Source organism: Okeania sp. SIO3B5 (assembly GCF_010692555.1).
In the GTDB taxonomy this organism is placed as follows: Bacteria; Cyanobacteriota; Cyanobacteriia; order Cyanobacteriales; family Microcoleaceae; genus Okeania.
This window is the reverse complement of sequence record NZ_JAAHHG010000041.1, coordinates 1-25190: the sequence shown is the minus strand read 5'-3', so window position 1 is coordinate 25190 and position 25190 is coordinate 1. Positions and strand designations below refer to the sequence as shown.

The following is a 25190-nucleotide window of genomic DNA, read 5'->3' as shown; positions in this document are numbered from 1 at the left end:
TTATTATGCCTAGAGAACCCATTGCAATTATCGGTATCGGATGTCGTTTTCCAGGAGCTAAAAATCCAGCAGCATTCTGGCAATTACTATGTAATGGCATAGATGCGATAACAGAAGTACCAACTTCCCGGTGGGACAACCAGTTATTTTACGATCCTGACCCCTCCAAGCCAGGAAAAATGAATACCAAATGGGGCGGTTTTCTAGAGCAGGTAGATCGATTTGACCCCCAGTTTTTTGAAATTTCTCCCAGAGAAACCCAAACCATGGACCCCCAACAACGGCTATTGTTAGAACTAGCTTGGGAAGCCTTAGAAGACGCTGGACAAGTTCCATCAGAATTAGCTGGTCAGTTGGTAGGTGTATTTATAGGAGCATCGGGCTTAGACTACTATGAACTCATTGCCCAAAATACTAATAACTATACAACCTATACAGCTACGGGAAATAGAAATTGCATCAATGCGAATCGTCTCTCCTACTTTTTTGACTTTCAGGGACCGAGCTTAACAATAGATACTGCTTGTTCTTCATCCTTAGTAGCCTTTCACTTGGCTTGCCAAAGCTTAGAAAGAGGAGAATCAAACTTAGCTTTAGTAGGAGGAGTCAATATTCTGACATCACCCTGGATGTCAGTAGCTACCTCCCAGGGTGGATTTATGGCCCCGGATGGTCGCTGCAAAACGTTTGATGCCAAGGCCGATGGTTATGTTCGCGGTGAAGGTGCAGGGTTAGTGATTCTTAAACCACTATCTCAAGCTTTGGCTAATAGAGACCGTATATATGCCTTAATCAAGGGAAGTGCAGTCAACCAAGATGGATGTAGCAATGGACTGACTGCTCCCAATCCTTTAGCCCAGGAAAATTTATTATGGGCGGCGTACCAAAATGCAGATATTGCTCCTGCTCAGGTGCAATATATAGAAGCCCACGGAACTGGTACCAAGCTCGGAGATCTGATAGAAATGAATGCTCTAGGGGCAGTGCTATCTCATAATCGCGCTTCGGATGACTACTGTACAGTAGGTTCAGTGAAAACCAATATTGGACATTTAGAGCCAGCAGCAGGTATTGCGGGATTGCTCAAAGTAGCTCTGTCACTCTACTATCGGCAGATTCCACCAAGTCTGCATTTTAATGAGCCTAACCCTTATATTAAATTTGACCAACTGCTTCTACGAGTTCAGGAGAACCTTACCCCCTGGCCAGAGAAATCAATTCCGGCGATCGCTGGAGTTAGTTCCTTTGGTTTTGGGGGCACTAACTCCCATATAGTGATGGCAGAAGCTCCTATTCAATTCAAAAGTCAAAAATCAAAAGTTAAAAGTGAAGAAGATTGTCTAGAACGTCCACTTCATCTACTAACCCTGTCAGCTAAAACAGAAAATGCTCTGGAGCAGTTAGTGAAAAGTTATTACCATCACTTGAATAACTATCCAGAATTACTAATAGAAGATATTTGTTATACCGCTAATGTGGGGCGATCGCATTTTCCACATCGTTTGGCCATGCTCGCCAACTCAACAAAGCAGTTAGAGGCACAATTAAAGGCTACAGAAATAGGAGAAGAAATACCAGGAGTAGCAAAGGGTCAAAAGATTGGTCGCAAGCATCTCAAATTAGCTTTCTTATTCACAGGCCAAGGCTCCCAGTATGTGAATATGGGAAGACAACTGTATCAACAAGCACCAATTTTCCGTCAAGCTTTAGAGCAATGCGATCGAATTCTACGTCCCGATCTAGAACATCCACTCTTAGAAATTCTTTATCCTCAAGAGGCACAAAAGTCAAGCTCCTCTTTACTAGACCAAACAGCTTATACTCAACCAGCACTATTTGCTCTTGAATATGCCCTCTTCAAATTATGGCAATCTTGGGGAATTAAGCCAAATGTAGTAATGGGTCATAGTGTAGGAGAATATGTGGCCGCTTGCATAGCAGGAGTTTTTAGTTTAGAAGATGGTCTGAAATTAATCGCTATGCGGGGACGGTTAATGCAACAGTTACCTGCTAATGGTGAGATGGTCTCAATTATGGCATCAGAATCTCAGGTAAAAGAGGCGATCGCGAACTATAGTTCACAAGTGACAATAGCAGCGATTAATGGGCCAGAAAGTATAGTGATTTCAGGTGAAAGTGAAGCAATAGGAACTATTTGTAGTAAGTTAGAGGCTATGGGAATTAAGACCAAGGCTCTACAAGTGTCCCATGCTTTCCATTCCCCATTAATGGAGCCAATGTTGGCCGAATATGAAACCGTAGCCAAAGAAGTAACCTATAGTCAACCTAAAATACCACTGATATCTAATGTTACTGGTCAAAAAGTGGGTTTGGAGATAACTACTGCCAAGTATTGGGTAAATCATGTCCGAGAACCAGTCAGATTTGCTGAGAGTATGAAGACTTTACATGAGCAAGGATATGAAATCTTCTTGGAAATAGGAGCGAAACCAATATTGTTGGGCATGGGAAGGCAATGTCTACCAGATAATGTGGGAGTATGGTTGCCATCACTACGTCCGAATAAAATCCCCCTGCTGTCCCCCTTAGAAAGGGGGAAGCCAGAGGATGCTTCGCTTTTGAAGGATGAATGGCAACAAATGTTGGATAGCTTAGGAAAGTTATATGTCCAGGGAGCTAAAGTAGATTGGTCAGGATTTGAGCAACAGAATAACCGTCAAAAAATATCATTGCCTACTTATCCATTCCAACGAGAAAGACATTGGATAGAAACAAATAATAATAATTTCCTGAACAAACAGCATTTTTCAACAGGCAAAAATCTGCACCCGTTCTTAGGTGAAAGACTAAATTGTGCAGGGGAACAACAAATTTTTGTATCACTAATAGGAGAAAATTCCCCTAATTACCTTAGTCACCACCGAGTATTTAATCAAGCACTATTTCCCACAGCAGCCTATTTAGAAATGGCCCTAGCAGCAGGAAATCATCGATTAAAAACTCCCCATTTATTAGTGGAAGATCTAATCATCCAACGTGGATGTATTTTACCAGAAGGAGGATTGACATCAGTCCAAACTATACTTACTCCATTAAACAGTCAAATCCTCCAATTCCAAATATTCTCTCAACAGGAACAAGAAGAGCAAGAAGAACAAGAGTGGGTAATTCATGCCACAGGAAAAATCCGGATCGATACAGAAACAACTCAGAGAAAAATAGATCTAGACAAATATCAAAGTGAGTGTAGTCAAACCATAGAAGTTAAGCAACATTATCAACAATGTCGGCAAATTGGGATAGACTATCGTAGTAGCTTCCAAGGCATTCAAAAATTGTGGTCTGGTTCAAGCCAAGCATTAGCTCAGGTTAAATTACCAGAAGAATTGATAGGACAAACAACTGATTATTACTTCCATCCAGCATTATTAGATGCAGCTTTGCAAGTAGTATTTCAGGCTCTACCACAAACAGATAGTGGCAAAACTTATTTGCCAGTAGGAATAGAGGAATTTCAATTATATGGTATTCCAGGACTTGAGGTATGGGCTTACGCATCAGTAACTCAACAGCTAGAAACTCAAGAAAGTTTGGCCACTCAAATTACCATAGTGAGTCCAGAGGGAGAAATAATTGCCACAGTCAAAGGCTTACAAGTAAAACTTGCTACTCAAGAAGCTTTACTAGGAAAAGAAATCGAATCAATAACTAATTGGCTGTATGAAGTAGAATGGAGAACCAAAGGTCGTTTGGGTAAACTATTACCTCCTGATTTCATACCCATCCCTGTAGAAATTTCCCAACAATTAACTTCCCCTGTGACAGAATTAGTCACTCAGTTAGATAATGCTCGTATCTCTGGAATTGGCAAAAGCTTAGAAGAATTAAGCGTAGATTATATAGTGCAAGCATTGGTGTCAATGGGTTGGCCATATAAACCAACAGAAAGCTTCGACACAAATGCAGCAGTTCAACATTTAGGCATAGTCCCAAGCCAACAACGACTATTTATACGTCTGCTACAAATATTAGCAGAAGTAGGAATACTTAAGCCTAGACAAGAGCAATGGGAAGTTCAAAAAACCTTAGAGAAAGTCAACCCTACTCAAAAAAGCCAGAATTTACTGAGTCAATATCCAGAGGAAGCAGCAACATTGGAACTACTGGATCGTTGTGCATCTCAATTAAGTGGGGTACTAACAGGAACAATAGATCCAGTACAACTGGTATTCCCTGAAGGAGATTTAACTACAGCAACTCAACTTTATGAAGAGTCTACTGTAACTAAAGTGATGAACACTATAGTGCAAAAATCCATCACTAAAGCTATAGAGAAATTACCATCCAACCGAGGGATAAAGTTGTTGGAAATTGGAGCTGGAACAGGAGGGACAACAAGTTCTATCCTGCCTCATCTCAATCCTAACCAAACAGAATATGTGTTCACTGATATAGGAGCATTATTTACAAGCAAGGCGCAAGAAAAATTCGGGGATTATCCATTCATCAGTTATCAAACCTTAGATATAGAAGTAGATCCGACAACCCAGGGTTTTGATTCTCATCAGTATGATGTAATTATTGCTGCTAACGTACTTCATGCAACTACCAACATGGAGCAGACATTATCTCATGTGCGACAACTGTTAGCACCAGGGGGGATATTAGTATTGTATGAAATAACAACTCGTCAGCGATGGCTGGATTTAGTATTTGGGCTATTAGAGGGATGGTGGAAATTTACCGATCTTGAATTACGACCAGATCACCCTCTGTTGAGTTGCTCCCAGTGGAAAAAAGTGTTGAGGAAAACAGGTTTTCCTGAAGTTGTCACCTTGCCAGAAATAGACGGAATTTCAGAAGCTTTGTCTCAACATACGGTGATTGTTGCAAAAGCAGATGAAACAGGTTTAGAGCAAACGAATGAGACATCGAATAGTTGGTTAATACTAGCAAATCAAGAAGGAATAGGTCAACAGTTAGCAAAGAAACTGGAGTCAAAAGGAGAGATTTGTACCTTAGTTTTTACTGGAGAAAAATATCAACAAATAGCTCCGGCAGAATTTACCATTAACCCCAAAAAACCAGAAGACTTTGAGGAACTTGTAAGAGCGATCGCCGAAAAAACTCAATTTTTACATGGAGTGGTGCAATGTTGGAGTATGGAAGCAGGGGTGGGTAAAACTATTAACTCCTTAGAATTAGAATATTTATCTCAACTTGGGTGTGGCACAACTTTATCTTTGGTACAAGCGTTACTCAAGGGAGGGTTATCAACTGTACCCCATTTATGGTTAGTGACTTCTGGTGCTCAACCACTACCGTTAAATCATCCGATAATTCCTGGTGTAGCCCAATCTTCACTATGGGGGATGGGGAAAGTGATTGGCTTAGAACATCCAGAATTGAATTGTACTTGTATAGATTTAGATCCAGATGATACTATAGAGAATCGAGCTGATGCACTATTTCAGGAAATATGGTCTGAGGATAAGGAAGACCAGGTGGCAATGCGTGGACAGTCTCGTTATGTGCCTCGATTGGTGTCTAGTCATCATCGGCAAACTATTATACAACAAGATGCTACTACCGAAAAGCCTCTGAGTTTCCAGGAAGATGTTAGCTACCTAATAACAGGAGGTTTGGGAGGTTTAGGATTACTGGTTGCCCGTTGGATGGTATCTAATGGAGCTAAACATTTAATCTTGGTAGGACGTCGATCGCCCGATGAGACTGCTAACAAAAAATTAGCTGAGTTAGAAATGGCTGGAGCGGAAGTCGTAGTAGAGAAAGCAGATGTGTCTGATGTTGAATCCATGACAAAAGTGTTCTGCAACATTGAAAAGTCAAATATACCATTAGCAGGAGTAATTCATGCGGCGGGGATGTTGTCGGATGGGGTTCTACAAAACCAGAGTTGGTCTAGTTTTGAGAAGGTGATGGCTCCGAAAGTTCAAGGAGCTTGGAATTTGCATCAATTGACTCAAGACCAGTCATTAGAATTTTTTGTACTGTTTTCTTCCGCAGCGTCTTTGTTAGGTTCACCTGGGCAGGGAAATCATTCCACTGCTAATGCTTTCCTTGATGGTTTAGCCCATTATCGTCGCGCTCAAGGATTACCTGGATTAAGTATTAATTGGGGAGCTGTTGCTCAAATAGGAGAGGCAGCAGAACGGGGTGCAGATGCTAGGGCATATAAACAGGGTATGGGTTCAATATCTCCGAATCAGGTATTAGAATCCCTAGAGTTACTGATGAGTGGTTCTGATGTGGAAGTAGGAGTGGTTCCCATTGAGTGGTTAGCGTGGCAGGATAAAGTAGAACAATGGCAGTTTTTAGCCGATTGGCGGGAAATAATCCAGACAAGTTCTGAAATATCTAAGTCAGAATTTCTCTTAAAGCTCAAGGAGACGGAACTTAGTAGACGTACTTCATTATTAATGGATCATATCCGTCGTCAATTAGCCATAGTGTTAGGAATAAATAATCCCGAATCCATTTCATTAGAAACAGGGTTTTTTGATCTAGGTATGGATTCTTTGACATCTGTGGAATTTAGGAATAAGTTGCAAGCTAGTTTAGAGTGTTCGCTACCATCAACTCTAGCTTTTGAGTATCCAGATATTCAGTCATTAACTGATTACCTAGAGGAAAAAATAATTCAGTCATTAGATGATACAAAATCTGAATCTGAAACAGTAGATGAGGATTCTTTTGAGTTAGAGGAATCAGAAAGTCTACTATATGAAATTAATCAACTGTCTGAAGATGAAATTGATATAGCTCTTGATGAAGCCATAACTAAACTCGATGAACTTCTATAAGTAATATTCCTTGTGCCTGACAATAACTTATTACAGACGAATAAAATAAAGATGGAACCTAACTCTCAAACAAACAAACTCTCAAATCAGCAACGTTTACTGCTGAAAATTCAACAAGCAACTGCTAAACTGCATGAAATTGAAACAGCAGCTACAGAACCAATAGCTATTATTGGCATTGGTTGTCGTTTTCCTGGAGGCGTTGATAGTCCTGATACTTACTGGAAATTTCTCAAAGAAGCAAAGGATGTCAGGACAGAGATTCCAAGAAACCGATGGGATATTGATCGCTACTACGATCCAGATCCTGATGTCCCTGACAAAATTTATGTTCGTCAAGGTTATTTTCTCCAACAACCGATAGACAAATTCGATCCAGCATTTTTTGGAATTTCTGGTCTAGAAGCAGCTAAGATGGAACCTTCACAACGGCTACTTTTAGAAGTTACTTGGGAAGCATTGGAAAATGCAGGTATCTCACCCAGGAGTTTGAAAAAGACTGATACTGGGGTATATATTGGTCAGATGAACAATGACTATGGAATAATAGGTACAGATTTACAGTCTGACAAGTTACCTGATTTTTATTTAGGAATAGGCACTGCGATGAGTATGTCAGCAGGCCGACTGGCATACATTTTGGGGTTACAAGGGCCTGCTTTATTCCTAGACACATCCTGTTCTTCGTCTTTAGTTGCCTTACATTTAGCCTGTCAAAGTTTACGCTCTAGGGAGTCTAATCTAGCTCTAGTGGGAGGAGTAAATTTGATGCTTGCTCCTAATGCTACTCATGCACTTTGTCAAGGTAGAGCGTTATCACCTGATAGTCGGTGTAAAACTTTTGATGCTAGTGCTGATGGTTTTGCTAGGGGTGAGGGATGTGGCATGGTTGTCCTGAAACGTCTTCGGGATGCTACAGCAGATAATGACCGTATTTTAGCATTAGTCAAAGGTTCAGCAGTTAATCATGATGGGCCTAGTAGTGGATTGACAGTTCCAAATCAGCAGGCTCAGAAAAAGGTAATTCGTCAAGCCTTGAAAAATGCTAAGTTAAAGCCGTTAGAGATTGACTATGTTGAGTGTCATGGTACGGGTACATCTCTGGGAGATCCTCTAGAGGTAAGAGCAATAGATGAGGTTTATTGTCAAAAAAGAACTAAAGAACAACTTCTAGTTTTAGGTGCGGTAAAAAGTAATATAGGTCACTTGGAGGGGGCAGCAGGAATAGCAGGTTTGATTAAAGTTGTTCTCGCTTTGCAGAATGAGGAGATTCCAGCAAATCTACATTTCAATCAGCCTAATCCTCAGATTGATTGGGAGGAAATGCCGCTAAAGGTGCCAACAACAGCTTTTCCTTGGAAACAACAAGGAGAGAAACCGCGTTTAGCTGGAATTAGTGGATTTGGCATGAGTGGAACGAATGCTCATATAATTTTAGAAGAAGCTCCAGGTGAAGTTAAAAGTCAAAAGGCAAAAGGCAAAAGTGAAGATGTTTTAGAACGTCCGTTGCATTTATTAACGTTGTCAGCAAAAACAGAAACAGCTCTGCAAGAGTTAGTTAGTAATTATGAGAATTATTTCAAAACTCATCCAGAATCAGAATTAGCAGATATTTGTTATACAGCTAATACAGGACGTAACCATTTCAATCATAGACTAGCAGTTGTTGCTTCCAACCAACAAGAGTTACTTGAAAAACTCCGACAACAAAAACAGGAAGAAGAAGTTGGCGGAATATTATCAGGAAAAATACCTCACAACATCGCTACACCTAAAATTGCCTTCATATTCACAGGTGAAAATCCCCAGTATCTAAACATGGGGCAACAACTTTATGAAAGTCAACCAACTTTTCGTCAAGCCTTAGATAAATGCGATCGCATCCTACGTCCAGAGCTAGAAAATTCCCTCTTGGAAGTTCTTGATCATCAAAAGCCACAAAAGTCAAGTTCTGATTTACTAGACCAAAGTACCTATAGTCAACCTGCCCTATTTTCCATAGAGTATGCTTTATTCGAGTTATGGCAATCATGGGGCATTAAACCAGATGTGCTTTTAGGTCAAAATGTCGGTGAATATGTAGCAGCTTGTGTAGCAGGAGTCTTTAGTTTAGAAGAGGCTCTCAAATTAATTGCTACTAGGGGCAGGTTAATGCAGCAACAGAGGAATAGTGGTGTAATTATTGATACAGAATTGAAAAATATAGCACAAGAAATCACCTACAGTCAGCCTCAAATACCACTAATTTCTAATGTTACTGGCCAAAAATTAGGTAATGAAATGACTTCAGCCGAATATTGGGTGAATCATTCCTGGGAATTTGTCCCCTTGACTCAGGGCATTAAAACTTTAAATGAGGAAGGTTATGAAATATTCCTAGAAATTGGAATGTGTAAAGCCTTAGAAACCAAGTCCCTACAGGAAAGCCAGGTCCTACTTTCAGCTCAAACAGAATGGGAAGAAATATTAGAAACTCTAGCACAACTATATATTAAAGGAGTAAATATTGATTGGTCTGGATTTGATCGAGATTATATTCGTGAGAAAGTAGCACTTCCTACTTATCCGTTTCAAAGAGAACGTTATTGGATTGAAACTTTTGAAAAAGAGAAGCCAAACAAGATTCCTGAAAATGAGTCAAGCTTAATTTTTAACTTACTAAACCAAGGAGATATAGAGGGATTAACTGCAGAATTAAATCAAGCTCAAGATTTGACATTAGATGAGAAAAAATTGTTACCAAAATTCCTGAAATTATTAATAAATCAACATAAAAATAATCAAACAAATTCATCTGAAAAATCGGGTATTTTAGAAAAAATTGAGAAAAAGCCAGAAAAAGATCGGCAAAAATTAATAATTAATTACTTACAAAGTTTATTAAATAAAATATTAGGATTAGATGAATCAAATCATTTAGATGCACAATTAGGATTTGCCGATATGGGCTTAAATTACTCATTAATGCTAGAACTAAAAGAAACATTACAAACAACTTTTGGTTGTGAAGTTTCAGTATCAACATTGCTTGATTATTTTAATATTCAAGAGTTGTCTAAATATTTACTTATCCAGATTTTTGCAGGAGGAGAATTAGAAGAAAAAAATGAGACTTTAGACTTGACAAATCAAAGTCAACAAATTACTGTTGAAAGTGAAATAAAACCGCTATACGAAGACGCGATCGCAACTGCTATTCAGGAAACAGAAGTGGCCAAGGCCATTGAAGACGAACTGAAAGAGATTACACTTTTACTTAATAATGAAGGGGACTAAAATGACTAATGCTTCGGAAACAGAAAAACAAGTTGTTTCCTCCCAACAAGTGCTTCAAACTATCAAAGAAATGCGAAATAGACTTGAAGCAGTTAACAAGGAAAAAACTGAACCTATTGCTATTGTGGGAGTTGGATGTAGATTTCCTGGTAATGCTAACGATTCAGCCTCATTCTGGAACTTATTACATGAAGGAATAGATGCTGTAGGTGAAGTACCATCAGGTCGTTGGGATGTTGATGCTTACTACGATCCAAACCCGGATACACCAGGGAAAACCTACACTAAACAGGGGGGGTATATTAAGGAAGTCGATCGCTTCGACCCCTTATTCTTTGGGATTTCGCCCAGAGAAGCAGTTAGTTTAGATCCTCAACAAAGGCTACTGTTAGAAGTTACTTGGGAAGCATTAGAAAATGCTGGTATTGCACCTACTAATTTGAGAAATAGTAAAACAGGTGTATATGTGGGTATTTGTACTGATGACTATGGCCAAAGGGGTATGACTTGGGAAAACATACCCTTGATGAATGCCCACTCTGGTACAGGAAATGCTCGTAGCATGGCAGTTGGTCGCCTTTCTCACCTACTGGGTTTACAAGGGCCAAATATTCAGTTAGATACAGCCTGCTCTTCCTCTCTGGTAACTGTGCATTTAGCTTGCCAGAGTTTGCGTTTAAAGGAGAGTAATTTAGCGATCGCTGGCGGGGTAAATTTAATTCTCTGGCCTGTCGGTACTATTGGTCGTTGTCAATTGAAAGCAGTCGCCCCTGATGGTCGCTGCAAAACCTTTGATGCTTCTGGAGATGGTTATGGTCAGGGAGAAGGATGTGGCATGGTTGTGCTGAAACGTCTTTCTGATGCTATTGCTGATGGGGATAGAGTTTTGGCAACGATCAGAGGTTCAGCAGTTAACCATGATGGGCCTAGTAGTGGTCTGACTGTTCCCAACAAAATGGCTCAGAAAGAACTAATTCAGCAAGCACTACAAAATGCCAGAATTGAAGCAAGTCAGGTAAGTTATGTAGAAGCTCATGGTACGGGTACACCCTTGGGCGATCCGATTGAGTTAGAGTCTTTGGCAGCAGTTTATGGCAAAAACCGCCCCATCAATCAACCCTTGGTAGTGGGTTCAGTGAAAACCAATATAGGACATTTGGAAGCAGCAGCAGGAGCATCAGCTCTGATTAAAGTAGTTTTATCGCTGCAAAATCAAGAAATACCACCCCACTTACACCTGAAAAATCCTAATCCCCACATTCCATGGCATCAACTGCCGATAGTAGTTCCCACTGCAGCTACTCCATGGAAACGAGGCGAACAACCAAGGATAGCAGGGATAAGTTCTTTTGGTATTAGCGGGACAAATGCTCATATCATTTTAGAAGAAGCTCCACTAGAAGTTAAAAGTCAAGAGGCAAAAGGCAAAAGTGAAGATTTTTCAGAGCGACCTTTGCATTTATTAACACTGTCGGCAAAAACAGAAACAGCATTGGCAGAGTTGGTTGGCAATTATCAAAATTATCTAGAAAATAATCCAGAATTAGAGATAGAAGATATCTGTTACACGGCAAATACAGGACGTTCCCATTTTAATCATCGACTAACGGTTATCGCTGCTGATAAAACTGAACTATCAACTAAACTAGGCGATCGATTAGCAGGAAAGGAAGTCACAGGAATATGTTCTGCTTACCTTCGTAACACCACAACTTCACCTAAAGTAGCATTTTTATTTACTGGTCAGGGTTCTCAGTATCTCAACATGGGAAGACAACTGTATGAAACTCAACCTGTTTTCCGTAGATCTCTAGACCAATGCAACCAAATTTTGAGTTCATTTTTAGAGAAACCTTTATTAGATGTTCTCTATTCTGATTCTGAAAATGGGAAAGAAAATTCTTTACTAGACCAGACTCGTTATACTCAACCTGCCCTATTTTCGATTGAATACGCATTAGCGCAATTATGGCAATCTTGGGGTGTGAAGCCAGATGTGGTAATGGGTCATAGTGTGGGAGAATATGTGGCAGCTTGTATTGCTGGAGTATTCAGTCTAGAAGACGGTCTGAAACTGATTGCAACTAGGGGACAGTTAATGCAGGAGTTGCCTAGTGGTGGGGAAATGGTTTCTGTGTTTGCATCAGAATCTTTGGCCAGCGAGGCAATAGCGCCCTACGCGTCACAAGTAAATATAGCAGCAATAAACGGACCAGAGAGTATTGTTATTTCTGGTGTGGGTGAAGCTATCCAAGCTATTTGTGAGAGTTTGTCAGACAAAGGTGTCAAGACGAAACCTCTCCAAGTTTCCCATGCGTTCCACTCTCCACTTATGGAACCTATGCTAGGAAAATTTGCAGTTGTCGCCAAAGAAGTAACTTATGCTCAACCACAAATTGATTTAATTTCCAATGTTACAGGAAAACTAGCGACAGCAGAAATTGCCACCCCAGAATATTGGGTAAATCATATCCGCCAACCCGTGCGTTTTACCCAGAGTATGGAAACGCTTCATCAAGAAAACTATCAATTGTTCTTGGAAATTGGACCTAAACCAATATTACTGGGAATGGGTAGGCAATGTTTGCCAGAAGATGTGGGAAGTTGGTTGCCTTCATTGCGTCCACCTCAAACAGATTGGCAACAGATTCTTAACAGTTTAGGGCAACTGTACGCACAGGGCGTTACAGTAGATTGGTCAGAGTTTGACCGCGACTATTCTCGTTCTAAAGTTACGCTCCCTAGCTACCCATTTCAAAGACAGCGTTATTGGCATGAAGTCAAAGAAAACGGACATAAATCTCAAGATGAAACTCTCTCGACTCCCATTGTGAAGTTGCTTAATCAAGGGGAAACACAACAGTTAGTAGACGAAGTAGAATTAGCAGGGGAACTAACAGAACAAGAACGACAAATTTTACCAAAATTGCTCGAACTTCTGGTAAAACGACAGCAAAATTATCTGGAGTTCAAAGGTGGAACTGTTCACGAGTATTATAATGCGGTCGCAACCTTAGGTCAAGTACAAGATGGCAGTCAGGCCGATGGATTAGCAGAATCACCGTTTTTAACCTTCGGTTTGTTTCCCGATAAAGTACCTGATTTTTCCTGGATTAAATGTCTAACTGAATCCAATCAGGAAAAGAATCGTGAGATGATTTTTGAGTCTCAAAAAGAGTTGAGACAACTATTGTTTGCCCAAGTCAATTTTTCAGCTTGTCAAAAAGTTTTAGATTTTGGTTGTGGATATGGTTCAGATTTGGTTCAGCTTGCTCAAAAATATCAACACCTACAATTGAATGGATACACTATTTCTAGCGAACAAGCTAAATTTGGTAGCACAAGAGTCCGGGAAAATCAACTGCAAGAGCGAGTAAAAATTTATAACCGAGATAGTGCCAAAGATGAGTTTCCTAATCATTACGATCTGGTATTTGGGTTTGAAGTTGCTCACCACATTTTGGATAAACAGGCACTGTTTAACAATATTGGCAATCATTTGAATCAAAAAGGATATCTGGTTTTGGCAGATTTCATTTCTAACAGCGATCTGGCGATCGATCATGAAGAGACTTCCTCCTATTTTATTACCAAATCAGACTGGGTAGAATTTTTATCTCAACATCACCTCCAATTAGTGGCAGCAATAGATGTGAGTCCAGAAATTTCTAACTTCTTGTACGATCCAGATTTTGAAGGACGCTTGGAACAGTTGTATCAAAGTAATCAGGATGAGAATGTACGTTCTGGATTCAAATCTTACTATCAGTTGGGTAAGGTTTTGAGTAAGGAAATCGCAAGTTATGTATTGTTAACAGCTCAAAAGCAAGAACAGTTATCAACTGAAGAAATTGCCGAGTGGAATCAACAAATTTTGGCTCAACTGACATCTTATTCGGAAGTTACTCCGCAGCGTTGGTTGTATGAACTGGAATGGCAAGCTCAACAGGCAAAAGGCAAAGGGAAAAAAGCCAAAGGGAACTGGTTGTTGTTTGCAGAAGATGGTGCTGTAGCATCAGGGTTAAAGGAAAAATTGGGAGATGGATGTGTTATAGTTTCTCCTGGTAATAGTTATCAGCAGATAGATGGGAAACACTACCAGATTAATCCTACCAATCCTGAAGAATTTAAGCGTCTGTTAAATGAAACTAAGGATATACAAGAAATAGTTCATTTGTGGAGTGTCGAGACAAATAGCGATCGCTTAGAAACAGCTATAGAATATGGTTGTGCTAGTTTGTTACATTTAGTGCAAGCTGTAGTCGAAACAAAACCAGAGCAGATGCCACATTTGTGGGTAGTGACTCAAGGTGCAATGGGTGTGGTTACTGACGAAACAGTACAAGTGCAACAAACACCAGTTTGGGGATTAGGCCGAGTTATTGCCCAAGAACATCCAGAAATGGAATGTCGGTTACTTGATTTGGAAACAGGTACGAAAGCAAAAGACATAGTAAAATTGTTGTCCCAAGAACTTATGTCTCCAGAGGAAGAAAACCAAATTGCTTACCGTCAGGGAGAACGTCAGGTAGCGCGACTGGTACGGCGACAACAAATAATTACAGAAGAAAAACCAGAGATTAATATTGTTGCAGAAGGCAGTTACCTAATTACTGGTGGCTTGGGTTCCCTGGGATTACAAGTAGCTCAATGGTTAGTAGATAAAGGCGCTCAACATTTGGTACTTACCGGACGTCGTGAACCATCAGAGACAGCTAAACAGACTATTGCTCAACTCGAACAAAGAGGCACAAAAGTATCTGTACTTTTAGGTGATGTTTCTGTAGAGCAAGATGTAGCAGGTATGATTGAGCAAATTAACACATCCTTACCACCATTACACGGCGTTATTCATGCAGCAGGTGTTTTGGATGATGGAGTTTTGCAACAGATGAACTGGGAACGGTTTACTAAAGTCATGGCTCCCAAAGTTAAAGGTGCTTGGCATCTCCATCAGTTTACTCAAGATTTACCATTAGATTTCTTTGTTTGTTTCTCCTCCGCAGCATCCTTACTAGGTTCCACTGGCCAAGGTAACTATGCAGCAGCTAACGCGTTTATGGATGGTTTGGCTTATCATCGCCGAGCATTAGGTTTACCAGGATTGAGTGTGAACTGGGCAGCTTGGGGAGAAGGTGGTATGGCAACTCGTTTGGCAAGTCAGTTCCAAAGTCGGATTCGTTCTTTAGGTATGAGTAGCATTCCACCAGAACAGGGATTAGAAGTTTTGACTCAGTTGTTGGCAGAGTCAGCAACTCAAGTAGGAGTTATACCTATTAATTGGTCTCAGTTTGTGGCGCAACTGCCTGCGGGGATGGCAATGCCAGTTTTGGAAGAGTTTATGAGTTCCGAGTCTGTGGTAGCAGAAACCAAAAATAACGAATTTTTGATGGAACTCCAGAAAGCAAAAGCTAGCGATCGCCCACAGATAATGACAAATTATCTCCAAGGTTTGGTAGGTAAGTTACTAGGATTTTCAGAATCTCAACTGCCAGATACGCAGTTAGGCTTTTTTGATATGGGAATGGATTCTTTGTTGTCTTTAGAACTCCGAAATTTACTACAAAAGAGTTTTGGTTGTTCGGTATCTTCTACAGTCTTGTTTGAGTATACAAATATTGAAGCTCTAGCTGAGTATTTAGTTACCGAGGTTTTGGTAGAAGAATTAGAAACAACAGTTGAGACTCCAGAGGAAGAACTGCCGGAAACACCAGCCGTCGAGGAGGAAGAAGTGACAGATGCGATCGCGCAGAAGTTCCAACAAATACAAAATTTACTTAACAATAACTAAGGTAGATATAGCAGTTCTCTAATCTGTGAGGTGTGGAGAAGACGCGGGGAGGGGGAGACACGGAGATAGGAAGACGCACAGATAGATGGACGCGGGGGTTTTCTTTAATGAACAGACTGAGTAAATTGAATCAATTACTCAATTATCCAATCTCCGCCTCCTCCTTTCACCGCGTCTCCGTGTTATATCAAATCCGGTAGCATCGGTGTAATTAGATAGTTAATCTAGGAGTCAGTCCTCAGGAGTCAGGAGTCAGGAGAAAAGAGAATTTAGAAAGATTTGCTCTTTAGGTGAAGATGAAAATTTTTTATACCGAACCCGAGCGGATTTGATATTACTTCTTACTTCTTTATTTCTTGCTTTTGACTTTTGACTTTTGACTTTTGACTTATATTTTTATGCTACATTTTGACGTGCGGAATGTAGAATGCAAATCTTCAGGATTCAAATTAGAATTAACAACTTTACCATCACTAAACCAAACAATGCGTTTAGTTTGTTTTGCCACTTCTGGTTCGTGAGTCACCATTACCACTGTAATTCCACTAGCATTTAATTCTGTGAAAATATCTAGAACTTCCTGAGTAGTTTTAGTGTCTAAAGCACCAGTGGGTTCATCTGCTAATAATAATACTGGACGATTAACAATTGCACGAGCGATCGCTACTCTTTGTTGTTGTCCTCCTGATAGTTGATTTGGTTTACTATTCATCCGATTTTCTAACCCTACTAACTTTAAAGCTTCTGCTGCTCTTTCTTTTCTTTCCTTACTAGAAATTCCAGCATAAAGCATAGGTAAAATAACGTTATCGAGAGCTGTTATTTGTGGTAATAAATGAAATTGTTGGAAGACAAATCCGATTTTAATATTGCGAATTTTAGCTAAGTCTTTTTCTAAAGTATTAGCTATATCTAAACCATCAAGATAATAATTACCAGATGTTGGGCGATCGAGACAACCAATAATATTCATACAGGTAGATTTACCAGAACCTGATGCTCCCATAATGGAACAATATTCTCCTTCTTCTATGGCTAAACTAACACCATTTAAAGCACGAACTTCTACATCACCCATGACATAAATTTTCGCGATATTTTCTAATCCGACAATGACTGGTTTTTGGGTTTTATTCTCTGGTAGAATTAACGAATTATTTTCAGAATATTTGTATTGCATAGCTGGAATTTTCAAAAAAAAATTAAAGTAAAGTAAAATAATTTCAATCATTTATAGGAAATTCAAGAATTTAGAATTACCTCTCTTTTAAAAGAAGAGGATTGACTCAAAGGAAAATTTTTCTTTTTATCCTCTTAAAAGAGGAGGCTTTCAACCACAATTTTTCGGTAATTACACTTGAATTTACCTCCAAAGGAACCCTAACATTAGCTTTATATTGAGCAAAAACGTCTTGATTTTATTGTAAACACTAAATAATAACGAAATCCTTTTTTTTGCCATTTTGTTTTCCATTTTTCTTTATCTTTACTTTCTTCAGTTGTTAACAGGAATATTACGGAGTTGTGAGTTCAAAAAAACGAAAAAATAGAGTGCTTTCCCTGTAGTAAGTTCAAAAGTTTTCAGGCATAATTAAAATAAATTTAAGTCACTAATTGGAAATGCTCTAATAGACATCTCTAGAAAAGGAACTCAAACCCTGATGCTTCCCTTCCCAAGTTGGTTTTTTTTTGGAAAAGCCTAAAGTGGAATCCAACAGGCCAAATTTAGGAATTCTAGTTTTGAAATTGGGCATATCTATCAGTCTGTGGTAGAGCGATCGCTCAAACCCTTGAAGTCTTAACATATCTATTCTATTCAATAACATGAAAAAATTACTATCCTGCTTACTGTTAAGTGTAGCAGCTATATCTACACCGATCGCCTCTGCTCAAGCTGGGACTTTCTATGTGTCAACGAGCCGTAGTCAAGTTGGCGTAATCGATGACTTAACTGGATTTTATACTCAGCTTGCATCAACTCCAAGATTCACTGATATTGCTCTCGATCCTCTGGATGAACTCTGGGGTATTACCTTCAGCCAACTATATTCGGTAAATTTAGATGCAGGAACATATAACTACGTTGGTAATTTAGGAGCAAGTCTTAATGCTCTAGGTTTTACTGATGATGGCGCTTTGTACGGCTCAGGTGGTTCAGGTTTCTATTCTGTTGACACCAGTTCTGGAGCAGCATCACTTATATCTTCTATCTCAGGTTTTTCAAGTAGCGGGGATATTGTATTTGATGCGGCTCGCAATCTGTTTTGGGCAACCTCTAGTGGCGATTCGCTCTGGAGTATTACACAAGATGGTACAGCCACAAAAGTTGGTAATATTGGTTATAGCGCAGTTTATGGTCTTGCTTTTGGTGACAATGGAACGCTATTTGGTTATACTGCAAATGGAAATCAACTTGCACTCAATCTAGCAACGGGTGCTGGAACTTTCGTTAGACAAATTTCAGGTTTGAATTCGGGAGAGAATATTTGGGGAGCTGCCTCTGAACCAGATGCAACAGCTCCAGTTTCAACTCCAGAACCTTCTGTTCTAGCAGGTTTTGCCGTAATTGCACTAATTCTTGGTTGCAAAGCAAGCTATAAGTTGTTAGGCATAAACTTGGAAAATTAGTGTTATATCATCAGGATTTACACAACAACACTAAACATAGTAGATATATCTGGAATTATAACAAACTTATACGCTATATATAGTAGTAGTGCGTAAGTCCCGATAATATAATTATTCATTATTAATTATCTAAATGCTTCTCAAAGCTACAATAGGATCTAATTGAGCCGCTTGTTTTGCAGGAACAACTCCAAAAAACAAACCAATAGCACCAGAAACACCAAAAGCAATAGCGATCGCTGTTACAGGAATACCTGTTTCTAAAGGAGTTAAAATACCTAAAATCAACACTCCACTAACACCAATTCCAGTACCAATTAATCCACCCACAGTAGACAAAATCACTGACTCAATTATAAACTGAAATAAAATATCTTTCTGAGAAGCACCAATAGCTTTTCTTAATCCTATTTCTCTAGTTCTTTCTGTTACTGAAACTAACATAATATTCATAATACCAATACCACCTACTACTAAAGAAACTGCCGCTGTAGTTGCCAATAATAAAGTCAAAGCTGCCGTAATACCTCCTAAAGTTTGCAATAAATCTTTCTGACTTCTGACAGTAAAATCATCTTCATTAGTAATTTTATGTCGGAGTCGTAATAGATTTTCTATCTGAAACTGAGCAGCTTTCATACTATCCTCATCCTTCACCGATACAGAAATAAAAGTTACTTGAAGACCATAAGGAGAAGACCTACCAACAATTCTATTTGCCATAGTAGTAATCGGAATAAAAGCATTCATATCCTGATTACTACCCAAATTAGTACCTTTAGATGCCATTACTCCAATGACTTCCAGAGTAACATTTTTAATGCGTACTCGTTTACCAATGGGATTTTCATTACCAAATAATTGTTCTGCTAATTCTGAACCCAAAGCTATTATATTTTCTTGTCGTTGTAAATCTAAATCTGTTAAAAATCTACCTTTAGCAACATCAAAATTCCTGACAGTTAAATATTCTGGAGTTGCACCAGTTAAGCTGGATGATGCATTGTTATTACGGTAGCTAACTAACTCGTTAGCAGTAAGACTAGGAGCAACCTCTTTAACTGTTGGGACTTGAGAAGCGATCGCCTCTGCATCTGCTAAGACTAATGTTTGGGGTGAGTAAATAGGTTGTCTTTGAGCTTTAGGACTTCCTGGCACAATAAATAGAACATTTGGTCCGAGAGAAGTAATCTGATTATTAACATATTTTTGCGCTCCTTCGCCAATTCCAATCATGGCAATAACAGAAGCATTACCGATGATAATACCTAACATGGTTAAGCTACTGCGAACTTTATTAGCTAGCAGTGCTGTTGTTGCCATTTTTATGTTTTCTAAGATGTTCATTCGATATTGTCCAAGATATGATGAATTTTAGTCCCCAGAAAAAGTCTTATTATCAAAGGGGATTAAAAGCTCTGTCAATCGAATATACTATTTAATTATTTATCCGAAAGATATTACCATTCATCAGCAAAATACTTAATATAAATGGCTGAAAAAATAGTGAGTTATTTCAGTTATCAGTTATCAGTATAATTTCTGGCTTTTGTTTGTGAAGATTTTTCTCAATGGGCGAGACGATCAAAAATTAATGAATAATTGACAATGGATAATTATTTTTGTTTCTTTATAAATTGCTACAAAAGTCGTATAAAAATCTAATTGAGGTGGGATATATCACTTCTAGATGTATAGATAAATTACCGAATAATTAATCATTAATCATTAGTAAGCATTCAGCCGTCAGCTATCGGCTATCAGCTATTGCCTTTAGTTATATCATGTCCGGATAATCAGTGATAAAAAAACCTTTTCCCTTCTAACCTTTTCTTTCCTTCTGCCTCCTGCCTCCTGCCTTCTGCCTTACCTTCTCCAAAATGTAAGTATTCAACCGGACATGATATTAGTGATAAAAGCTTTCTTAATTGAGAAACGAAAAATCTTACTACAAAAGTCAGTTCCAAAGTCTATACTCATTTAAACTCCTTTCTTAAGCACAAGGTCTTATTGCTGTTAACGCAGTTCCTCCGGAGGAGGCTAGCTGACGGCTAATAGCTGAATGCTTACAATCATTAATCATTATTAATTAAATAATTCAGCTTACTCTGCCTCCCCTTTCAAGGGGAAAATAAAGAAATAATATTTCCTTTTATTTTGATAAAAATTAATGTAAAATTACTATTAGTATCTTAAGTTTGTCTGCATTCTTCCTAGGAGGTTCTCCCTAGACTATTACCGAATAATTAATAATTAATAATTAATAATTAATAATTAAATAATTCTGGTTTAAAGCCTCCCTTTTTAAGGGAAAAAAAACGATCGAGGGATGGCGATGTCTCCTCGCAATCCCTCGACCAAGAGAAGAAATAATATCTCCTTATATTCAATCAAGAACGGTTTTAACCAGAGGTAATTATTAATTATCCATTATCCATTATCCATTATCCATTATCCATTATCCATTATCCATTAATGAACCCTGTTGAATACATTTATATTACTTTATTTAGCAATAATAATGATTACAGAAAAGTTTCGTCGCCAGCTCCGTAAAGAGGCAAAACTATGGCAAACAGAGGAATTAATTAGCGATCGCTTTTATCAACAACTATCAGAGCGATACCAGTTTGATGCTTTAGAGGAAACCGCCAGCGCTCGTTTTATTACTATCTTAATTTCTCTAGGTGGTATTCTCTTAGGATTAGGTATTATCACTTTTGTTTCTGCTAACTGGCAACAGTGGTCGCGAGAAGTAAAAACACTTCTATTATTAACTCTATTTATCTTAGTTAATACCTGCGGTTTTTATCTCTGGCGACAGCCAAATAATCTACCGAATACTACCAGTAAAAAACAAAGATTAGGTCACGGACTCTTAATATTTGGAGCCTTAATTTTAGGTGCAAATATAGCATTAATGGCTCAAATGTTTCATCTCGGTGGTTCTCCCTACGGATTATACATTGTTTGGGGATTGGGAGTTTTGGTAATGGCTTATAGTTTACAACTAGAAACTCTGGGAATTATGGCTATCCTGTTAATCGGATTAGGCTATTTAATGGGTTTATCAACTATATTTTTTTCAGTGGAATTTTCCTGGTTAGAGGCAATTATCAAATATATGGCTTTGGTGACATTATTGTTGTTAATTCCACTAGCTTATTGGTGCAGTTCCAAGATTATTTTTTTCCTCGCTACATCGATATTGTTAATAGCTCTAGAAATTAGTTTGTGGCAATTTTTTTACTTATCAAATAATGGTTTTTGGGGAGCGATCGCTTTGACTTTACCTCTGGCTTTATTATGGGGGTATGACGATACTATTTTGCCTAAAATAGATAGTCGATTTTTTCAACCATTAGCCAGAAGTTTAGCTATTTGGTACTTGAGTATTGGATTTTTATGTTTATCTTTTCGGGGAGTTTGGAATTATGTTTTAACTGAAAATTTGAGCGATGGAAATACATCATTACAGTTTAGTTGGTTGACTTTAGTTGAAGTTCTAATATTTATAGGTTTTTCTGTTTGGGAATGGTTTAATTTAGCACGAACTAATAGAACAAATTCTCACCGTTGGCAATTAGATTCAGTCAGTAGTGTAATTTTAGGCTTCATTTTTGTAACTACAATATTATGTTTCTGGCATCTGAGTATCAATGAAATTCCAGAAATAGCAACTTTTATAATAAATATAGAAATGTTTCTTTTAGCAGCAGGTTTAATTAGAATTGGATTGATGCGAGGAATTAGAGGAGGTTTCTGGGGTGGTTTGGTATTACTAACTTTACAAATTCTCTGTCGCACTTTTGAGTATAATACCGGATTATTACTTAAATCTTTTGTATTTATTTTATGTGGTGTAGGAGTTATAGCTGCTGGTTTATGGTTTGAACGTCATTTATTATCTAAGAATTAAGGGCGTTGGTGAATTTAGCTATGATTTTCATGCTTAGGGAATAGGGAATAGGTAGGGAGGTTGCATGCAACGTCCCTACAGGGTTTTGGTTATCAAAATAATATTGGTCTAAAATCCCGCCTTTTAAGGCGTAATATTTTTGGAGCGGGGCTTAAATCCCCTACTTCCCCTCCCCTCCTGGGAGGGGCTAGGGGTGGGTTGGGAGGGGCTAGGGGTGGGTTGGGAGGGGCTAGGGGTGGCTTGGGAGGGGGAGGGGCGAGGGGTGGGTTAACTTCTGACTTCTGACTTCTGACTTCTGACTTCGTTAAGGCAATGTGTTTCATCAATTTGGAAAGCGCTGTAATTCATAGTTTGATTCACCAACACCGAATTAAGAATATAATTTTTAGAAGATCTTATATCACGTCCGGTTGAATAGTTACACTTTAGAGGAATGAAGGCAGAAGGCAGAAGGCAGAGGGCAGAAGGGAAGAAGAGATTAGAAGGGATAAAGTTTTTTATCACTAATTATCCGGACATAATATTAGGTGGCACTGTAAGATTTTTTCAGCTAGGATATAGGATATATAGCAATCAGGAATCAGATGTGAGAATTGAGGTGTTCCTTTGAAGTATAGGATATAGCAGTTATCTTAATTCTTATGTATTCGTTTTTTTCTTCTTCCCTATTCCCTATTCCCTGTTCCCTGTTCCCTGTTCCCTGTTCCCTGTTCCCTGTTCCCTAAGAAAAGAGAGAATTAACATGAAATTTATCAACCCTTTTAAGCAAAGCAATTTATCAACTAAAGAATCTGATTATTCTGAAGAATTAAACCCACCTATTAATCAGATAAAAAAATCAAAAAATCAGATACCAATTTGGCGATTTATTTTGCCATTAACTGTACAGTTAGCATTAATTTTGTCAATTCCTGCTCAAGCTATTTATACTACGATTACAGGTAGAACTGTAGTTTTACAAACTGTACCTGTAGACCCCTATGACTTTTTGCGAGGCTATTATCAAGTTTTAAATTATGATATATCCCGCAAAGATAATTTAAGTAAACTTCCTGGTTGGAATAAATTTGAATTGGAAAGCTCAGGAAAACTTTCTGCACAAAATCAAACTAATATTTATGTGATTTTAGCTGCACCTGAAACAACAGAAAATTTAGACATTCCCAAAGCATGGAAACCTATAGATGTAAGTGCAAAACCTCCTCAAAATTTGCCAGATAATCAAATAGCTATTCAAGGTAAATTTAATGGTTGGACAGTTACATATGGCTTGGAAACTTATTATATGCCTGAAGATAAACGCGAAGATATTAATCAGGATATTCAAACAGCACAAACTACTGTTAACTTAGAAGGTGAAATACCTTTTGTAGTAGAAGTCAAAGTTAATTCTCAAGGCCAAGCTATACCTGTGAGTTTATGGGTACGCGATCGCAACTACAAATTTTAATTGAATAAGGCAGAGAGAGGAGTAGGGGAGTAGGGGAGTATAGTTAGGGCTTGCTGAAAAAGTCTTATGGGTGAAGGTAGGAGACAGCTATACTGGAGACAACCCACCCCTCGCCCCTCCCCCTCCCAGGAGGGGGATACTGGAGAAATGGCTTGGGAGCGAGGAGGTAGGAGTAAGAATTTTCTCAAGATGGTTCTGCCCTACTATGCACCCAAAATCCTGAATTTTTGAACCATTACCACCGAAAACCTCGCACTTTTTCCAGATCTCAAATTGCTCAAAGCAATATCAGTCAATAAGCGCGATATTTAATCAGCAAACCCTAGTTATAAACATATACTATATAACCGGATTCTATATAAAAGCTAAAGTCTTCTTCCTTCTTCCTTCTTCCTTGCCTGATTAAAATTCCGGTGCCCAGACTTCAGCGACAGTTAACTCCCACCCTGGTAACAATTCTGGTACTTGTAAAACATCCCCATCCCTAAGCACAACTTTCTCAGTATTGAGACGATATACTTCCATTGTGCGAGTGCGGGGATCTACTAATACTCCTACAGTCGTGCCATAAGTGAGAAACTGTTGAATTTTCTCTTGGAGTTTGGTTACAGAATCAGTCTTAGATTTGACTTCAAAAATTAGGTCTGGTACTATTTCAGCATAATTTTCTGTAGTTTGAGGTAGACGATCGCTTCTAATAAAAGCAGCATCCGGTGCGCGAACATCTCCATCTGCATTTGGTAGACGAAAACCTGCACTGGAAGCTGTCACCCTGCCTAGTTTTCGAGGTCGCACCCAATTTAATAATAGGGTGATAATCATTGCTGCTACTTCATCTGACTCTAAACCTGACGGACTCATAATGATAATTTCTCCTCCTACTAATTCCATTTTATGGTCTGGATGTTCGGTTGTTAATTTTTCTAAGTCTCTTGTGGTTAGATTTGGCATAGTTATTATCTCCGAATTGAATTGAGACTAAAATAGGGCTTGCTGATTAAATCTAAAAGTCTTTATAGATAAAGGTTTTAGCCTTTTTAAGTATCAAAAAGTGTGAGGTTTTAAGTGGTAATAGTTCAAAAATTTAGGATTTTGGTCAAGATTTGGGTAGAAAAATCAAGGGACAATTCTTACTCCTATCTCCTCGATCATTCCCATTTCTCCTGTCTCCTGTCTCCTGTCTCCTACCCCCACCAAAAGACTTTTTCAGCAAACCCTAAAATATGTATTATAACACGCAATTGACGATTATATATAGCATTTTTGATTGCTTTTATGTAAGCATTTCCTGCGGAATGCTACGCAAACAGCTATTAGCTGTCAGCGAGCCTCCTACAGAGG

General features: G+C 38.7%; 11 protein-coding genes. 6 read left to right on the top strand and 5 right to left on the bottom strand.

Annotated elements, in window-relative coordinates; genetic code table 11:
- The first annotated feature begins 5 nt into the window (after window positions 1-5).
- The 3 genes from F6K54_RS08650 to F6K54_RS08640 are packed head-to-tail and all read left to right on the top strand — an operon-like array spanning window position 6 to window position 15852.
- The gene (locus F6K54_RS08650; protein ID WP_293076523.1) at window positions 6-6785 is read left to right on the top strand and encodes a type I polyketide synthase; all 6780 of its coding nucleotides are present in this window, start codon (window positions 6-8) and stop codon (window positions 6783-6785) included.
- 51 nt (window positions 6786-6836) lie between these two features.
- Window positions 6837-10061 carry a beta-ketoacyl synthase N-terminal-like domain-containing protein gene (locus tag F6K54_RS08645; RefSeq protein WP_293076522.1) on the top strand — a complete coding sequence of 1075 codons (3225 nt, stop codon included), beginning with the start codon at window positions 6837-6839 and terminating at the stop codon, window positions 10059-10061.
- A 1-nt stretch (window position 10062) separates the two neighbouring features.
- Window positions 10063-15852, top strand: coding sequence for a type I polyketide synthase (locus F6K54_RS08640; protein ID WP_293076520.1), 5790 nt, complete (start codon window positions 10063-10065; stop codon window positions 15850-15852).
- Between the two features lie 388 nt (window positions 15853-16240).
- Here F6K54_RS08640 and F6K54_RS08635 read toward each other — a convergent pair whose 3' ends face one another.
- Window positions 16241-17032, bottom strand: coding sequence for an ABC transporter ATP-binding protein (locus F6K54_RS08635; RefSeq protein ID WP_293076518.1), 792 nt, complete (start codon window positions 17030-17032; stop codon window positions 16241-16243).
- A 445-nt stretch (window positions 17033-17477) separates the two neighbouring features.
- The gene (locus F6K54_RS08630) at window positions 17478-17678 is read right to left on the bottom strand and encodes a hypothetical protein (protein ID WP_293076516.1); all 201 of its coding nucleotides are present in this window, start codon (window positions 17676-17678) and stop codon (window positions 17478-17480) included.
- Between F6K54_RS08630 and F6K54_RS08625 the strand changes: the two genes are divergently transcribed.
- Window positions 17677-18480: a hypothetical protein gene (locus F6K54_RS08625; protein ID WP_293076514.1), complete on the top strand. Its 804-nt coding sequence runs from the start codon at window positions 17677-17679 to the stop codon at window positions 18478-18480. The two genes, F6K54_RS08630 and F6K54_RS08625, sit on opposite strands and share 2 nt — an antisense overlap.
- A gap of 129 nt (window positions 18481-18609) precedes the next feature.
- Here F6K54_RS08625 and F6K54_RS08620 read toward each other — a convergent pair whose 3' ends face one another.
- Together F6K54_RS08620 and F6K54_RS08615 are read right to left on the bottom strand one after the other, a co-directional pair.
- Window positions 18610-19827, bottom strand: a complete 1218-nt coding sequence (locus F6K54_RS08620; RefSeq protein ID WP_293076512.1) for an ABC transporter permease — start codon at window positions 19825-19827, stop codon at window positions 18610-18612.
- Window positions 19828-20276: 449 nt separating this feature from the next.
- Window positions 20277-20447: a hypothetical protein gene (locus F6K54_RS08615; protein ID WP_293076510.1), complete on the bottom strand. Its 171-nt coding sequence runs from the start codon at window positions 20445-20447 to the stop codon at window positions 20277-20279.
- 554 nt (window positions 20448-21001) lie between these two features.
- Here F6K54_RS08615 and F6K54_RS08610 point away from each other — a divergent pair.
- Together F6K54_RS08610 and F6K54_RS08605 are read left to right on the top strand one after the other, a co-directional pair.
- Window positions 21002-22399, top strand: a complete 1398-nt coding sequence (locus tag F6K54_RS08610; protein WP_293076508.1) for a DUF2157 domain-containing protein — start codon at window positions 21002-21004, stop codon at window positions 22397-22399.
- Window positions 22400-23141: 742 nt separating this feature from the next.
- A complete protein-coding gene (locus tag F6K54_RS08605) occupies window positions 23142-23849 on the top strand; it encodes a GDYXXLXY domain-containing protein (RefSeq protein WP_293076506.1) in 708 nt (235 codons plus the stop codon).
- A 402-nt stretch (window positions 23850-24251) separates the two neighbouring features.
- Here F6K54_RS08605 and F6K54_RS08600 read toward each other — a convergent pair whose 3' ends face one another.
- Window positions 24252-24800 carry a Uma2 family endonuclease gene (locus F6K54_RS08600; protein ID WP_293076504.1) on the bottom strand — a complete coding sequence of 183 codons (549 nt, stop codon included), beginning with the start codon at window positions 24798-24800 and terminating at the stop codon, window positions 24252-24254.
- Between the last annotated feature and the right edge of the window lie 390 nt (window positions 24801-25190).

Excerpts from the sequence above, each read along its gene's own strand:
- F6K54_RS08645 (WP_293076522.1), top strand. The coding sequence starts at position 6,837 with ATGGAACCTAACTCTCAAACAAACAAACTCTCAAATCAGCAACGTTTA.
- F6K54_RS08600 (WP_293076504.1), bottom strand. The coding sequence starts at position 24,800 with ATGCCAAATCTAACCACAAGAGACTTAGAAAAATTAACAACCGAACAT.
- F6K54_RS08625 (WP_293076514.1), top strand. The coding sequence starts at position 17,677 with ATGAAAAAATTACTATCCTGCTTACTGTTAAGTGTAGCAGCTATATCT.
- F6K54_RS08610 (WP_293076508.1), top strand. The coding sequence starts at position 21,002 with ATGATTACAGAAAAGTTTCGTCGCCAGCTCCGTAAAGAGGCAAAACTA.
- F6K54_RS08635 (WP_293076518.1), bottom strand. The coding sequence starts at position 17,032 with ATGCAATACAAATATTCTGAAAATAATTCGTTAATTCTACCAGAGAAT.
- F6K54_RS08620 (WP_293076512.1), bottom strand. The coding sequence starts at position 19,827 with ATGAACATCTTAGAAAACATAAAAATGGCAACAACAGCACTGCTAGCT.
- F6K54_RS08605 (WP_293076506.1), top strand. The coding sequence starts at position 23,142 with ATGAAATTTATCAACCCTTTTAAGCAAAGCAATTTATCAACTAAAGAA.
- F6K54_RS08640 (WP_293076520.1), top strand. The coding sequence starts at position 10,063 with ATGACTAATGCTTCGGAAACAGAAAAACAAGTTGTTTCCTCCCAACAA.
- F6K54_RS08630 (WP_293076516.1), bottom strand. The coding sequence starts at position 17,678 with ATGTTATTGAATAGAATAGATATGTTAAGACTTCAAGGGTTTGAGCGA.
- F6K54_RS08650 (WP_293076523.1), top strand. The coding sequence starts at position 6 with ATGCCTAGAGAACCCATTGCAATTATCGGTATCGGATGTCGTTTTCCA.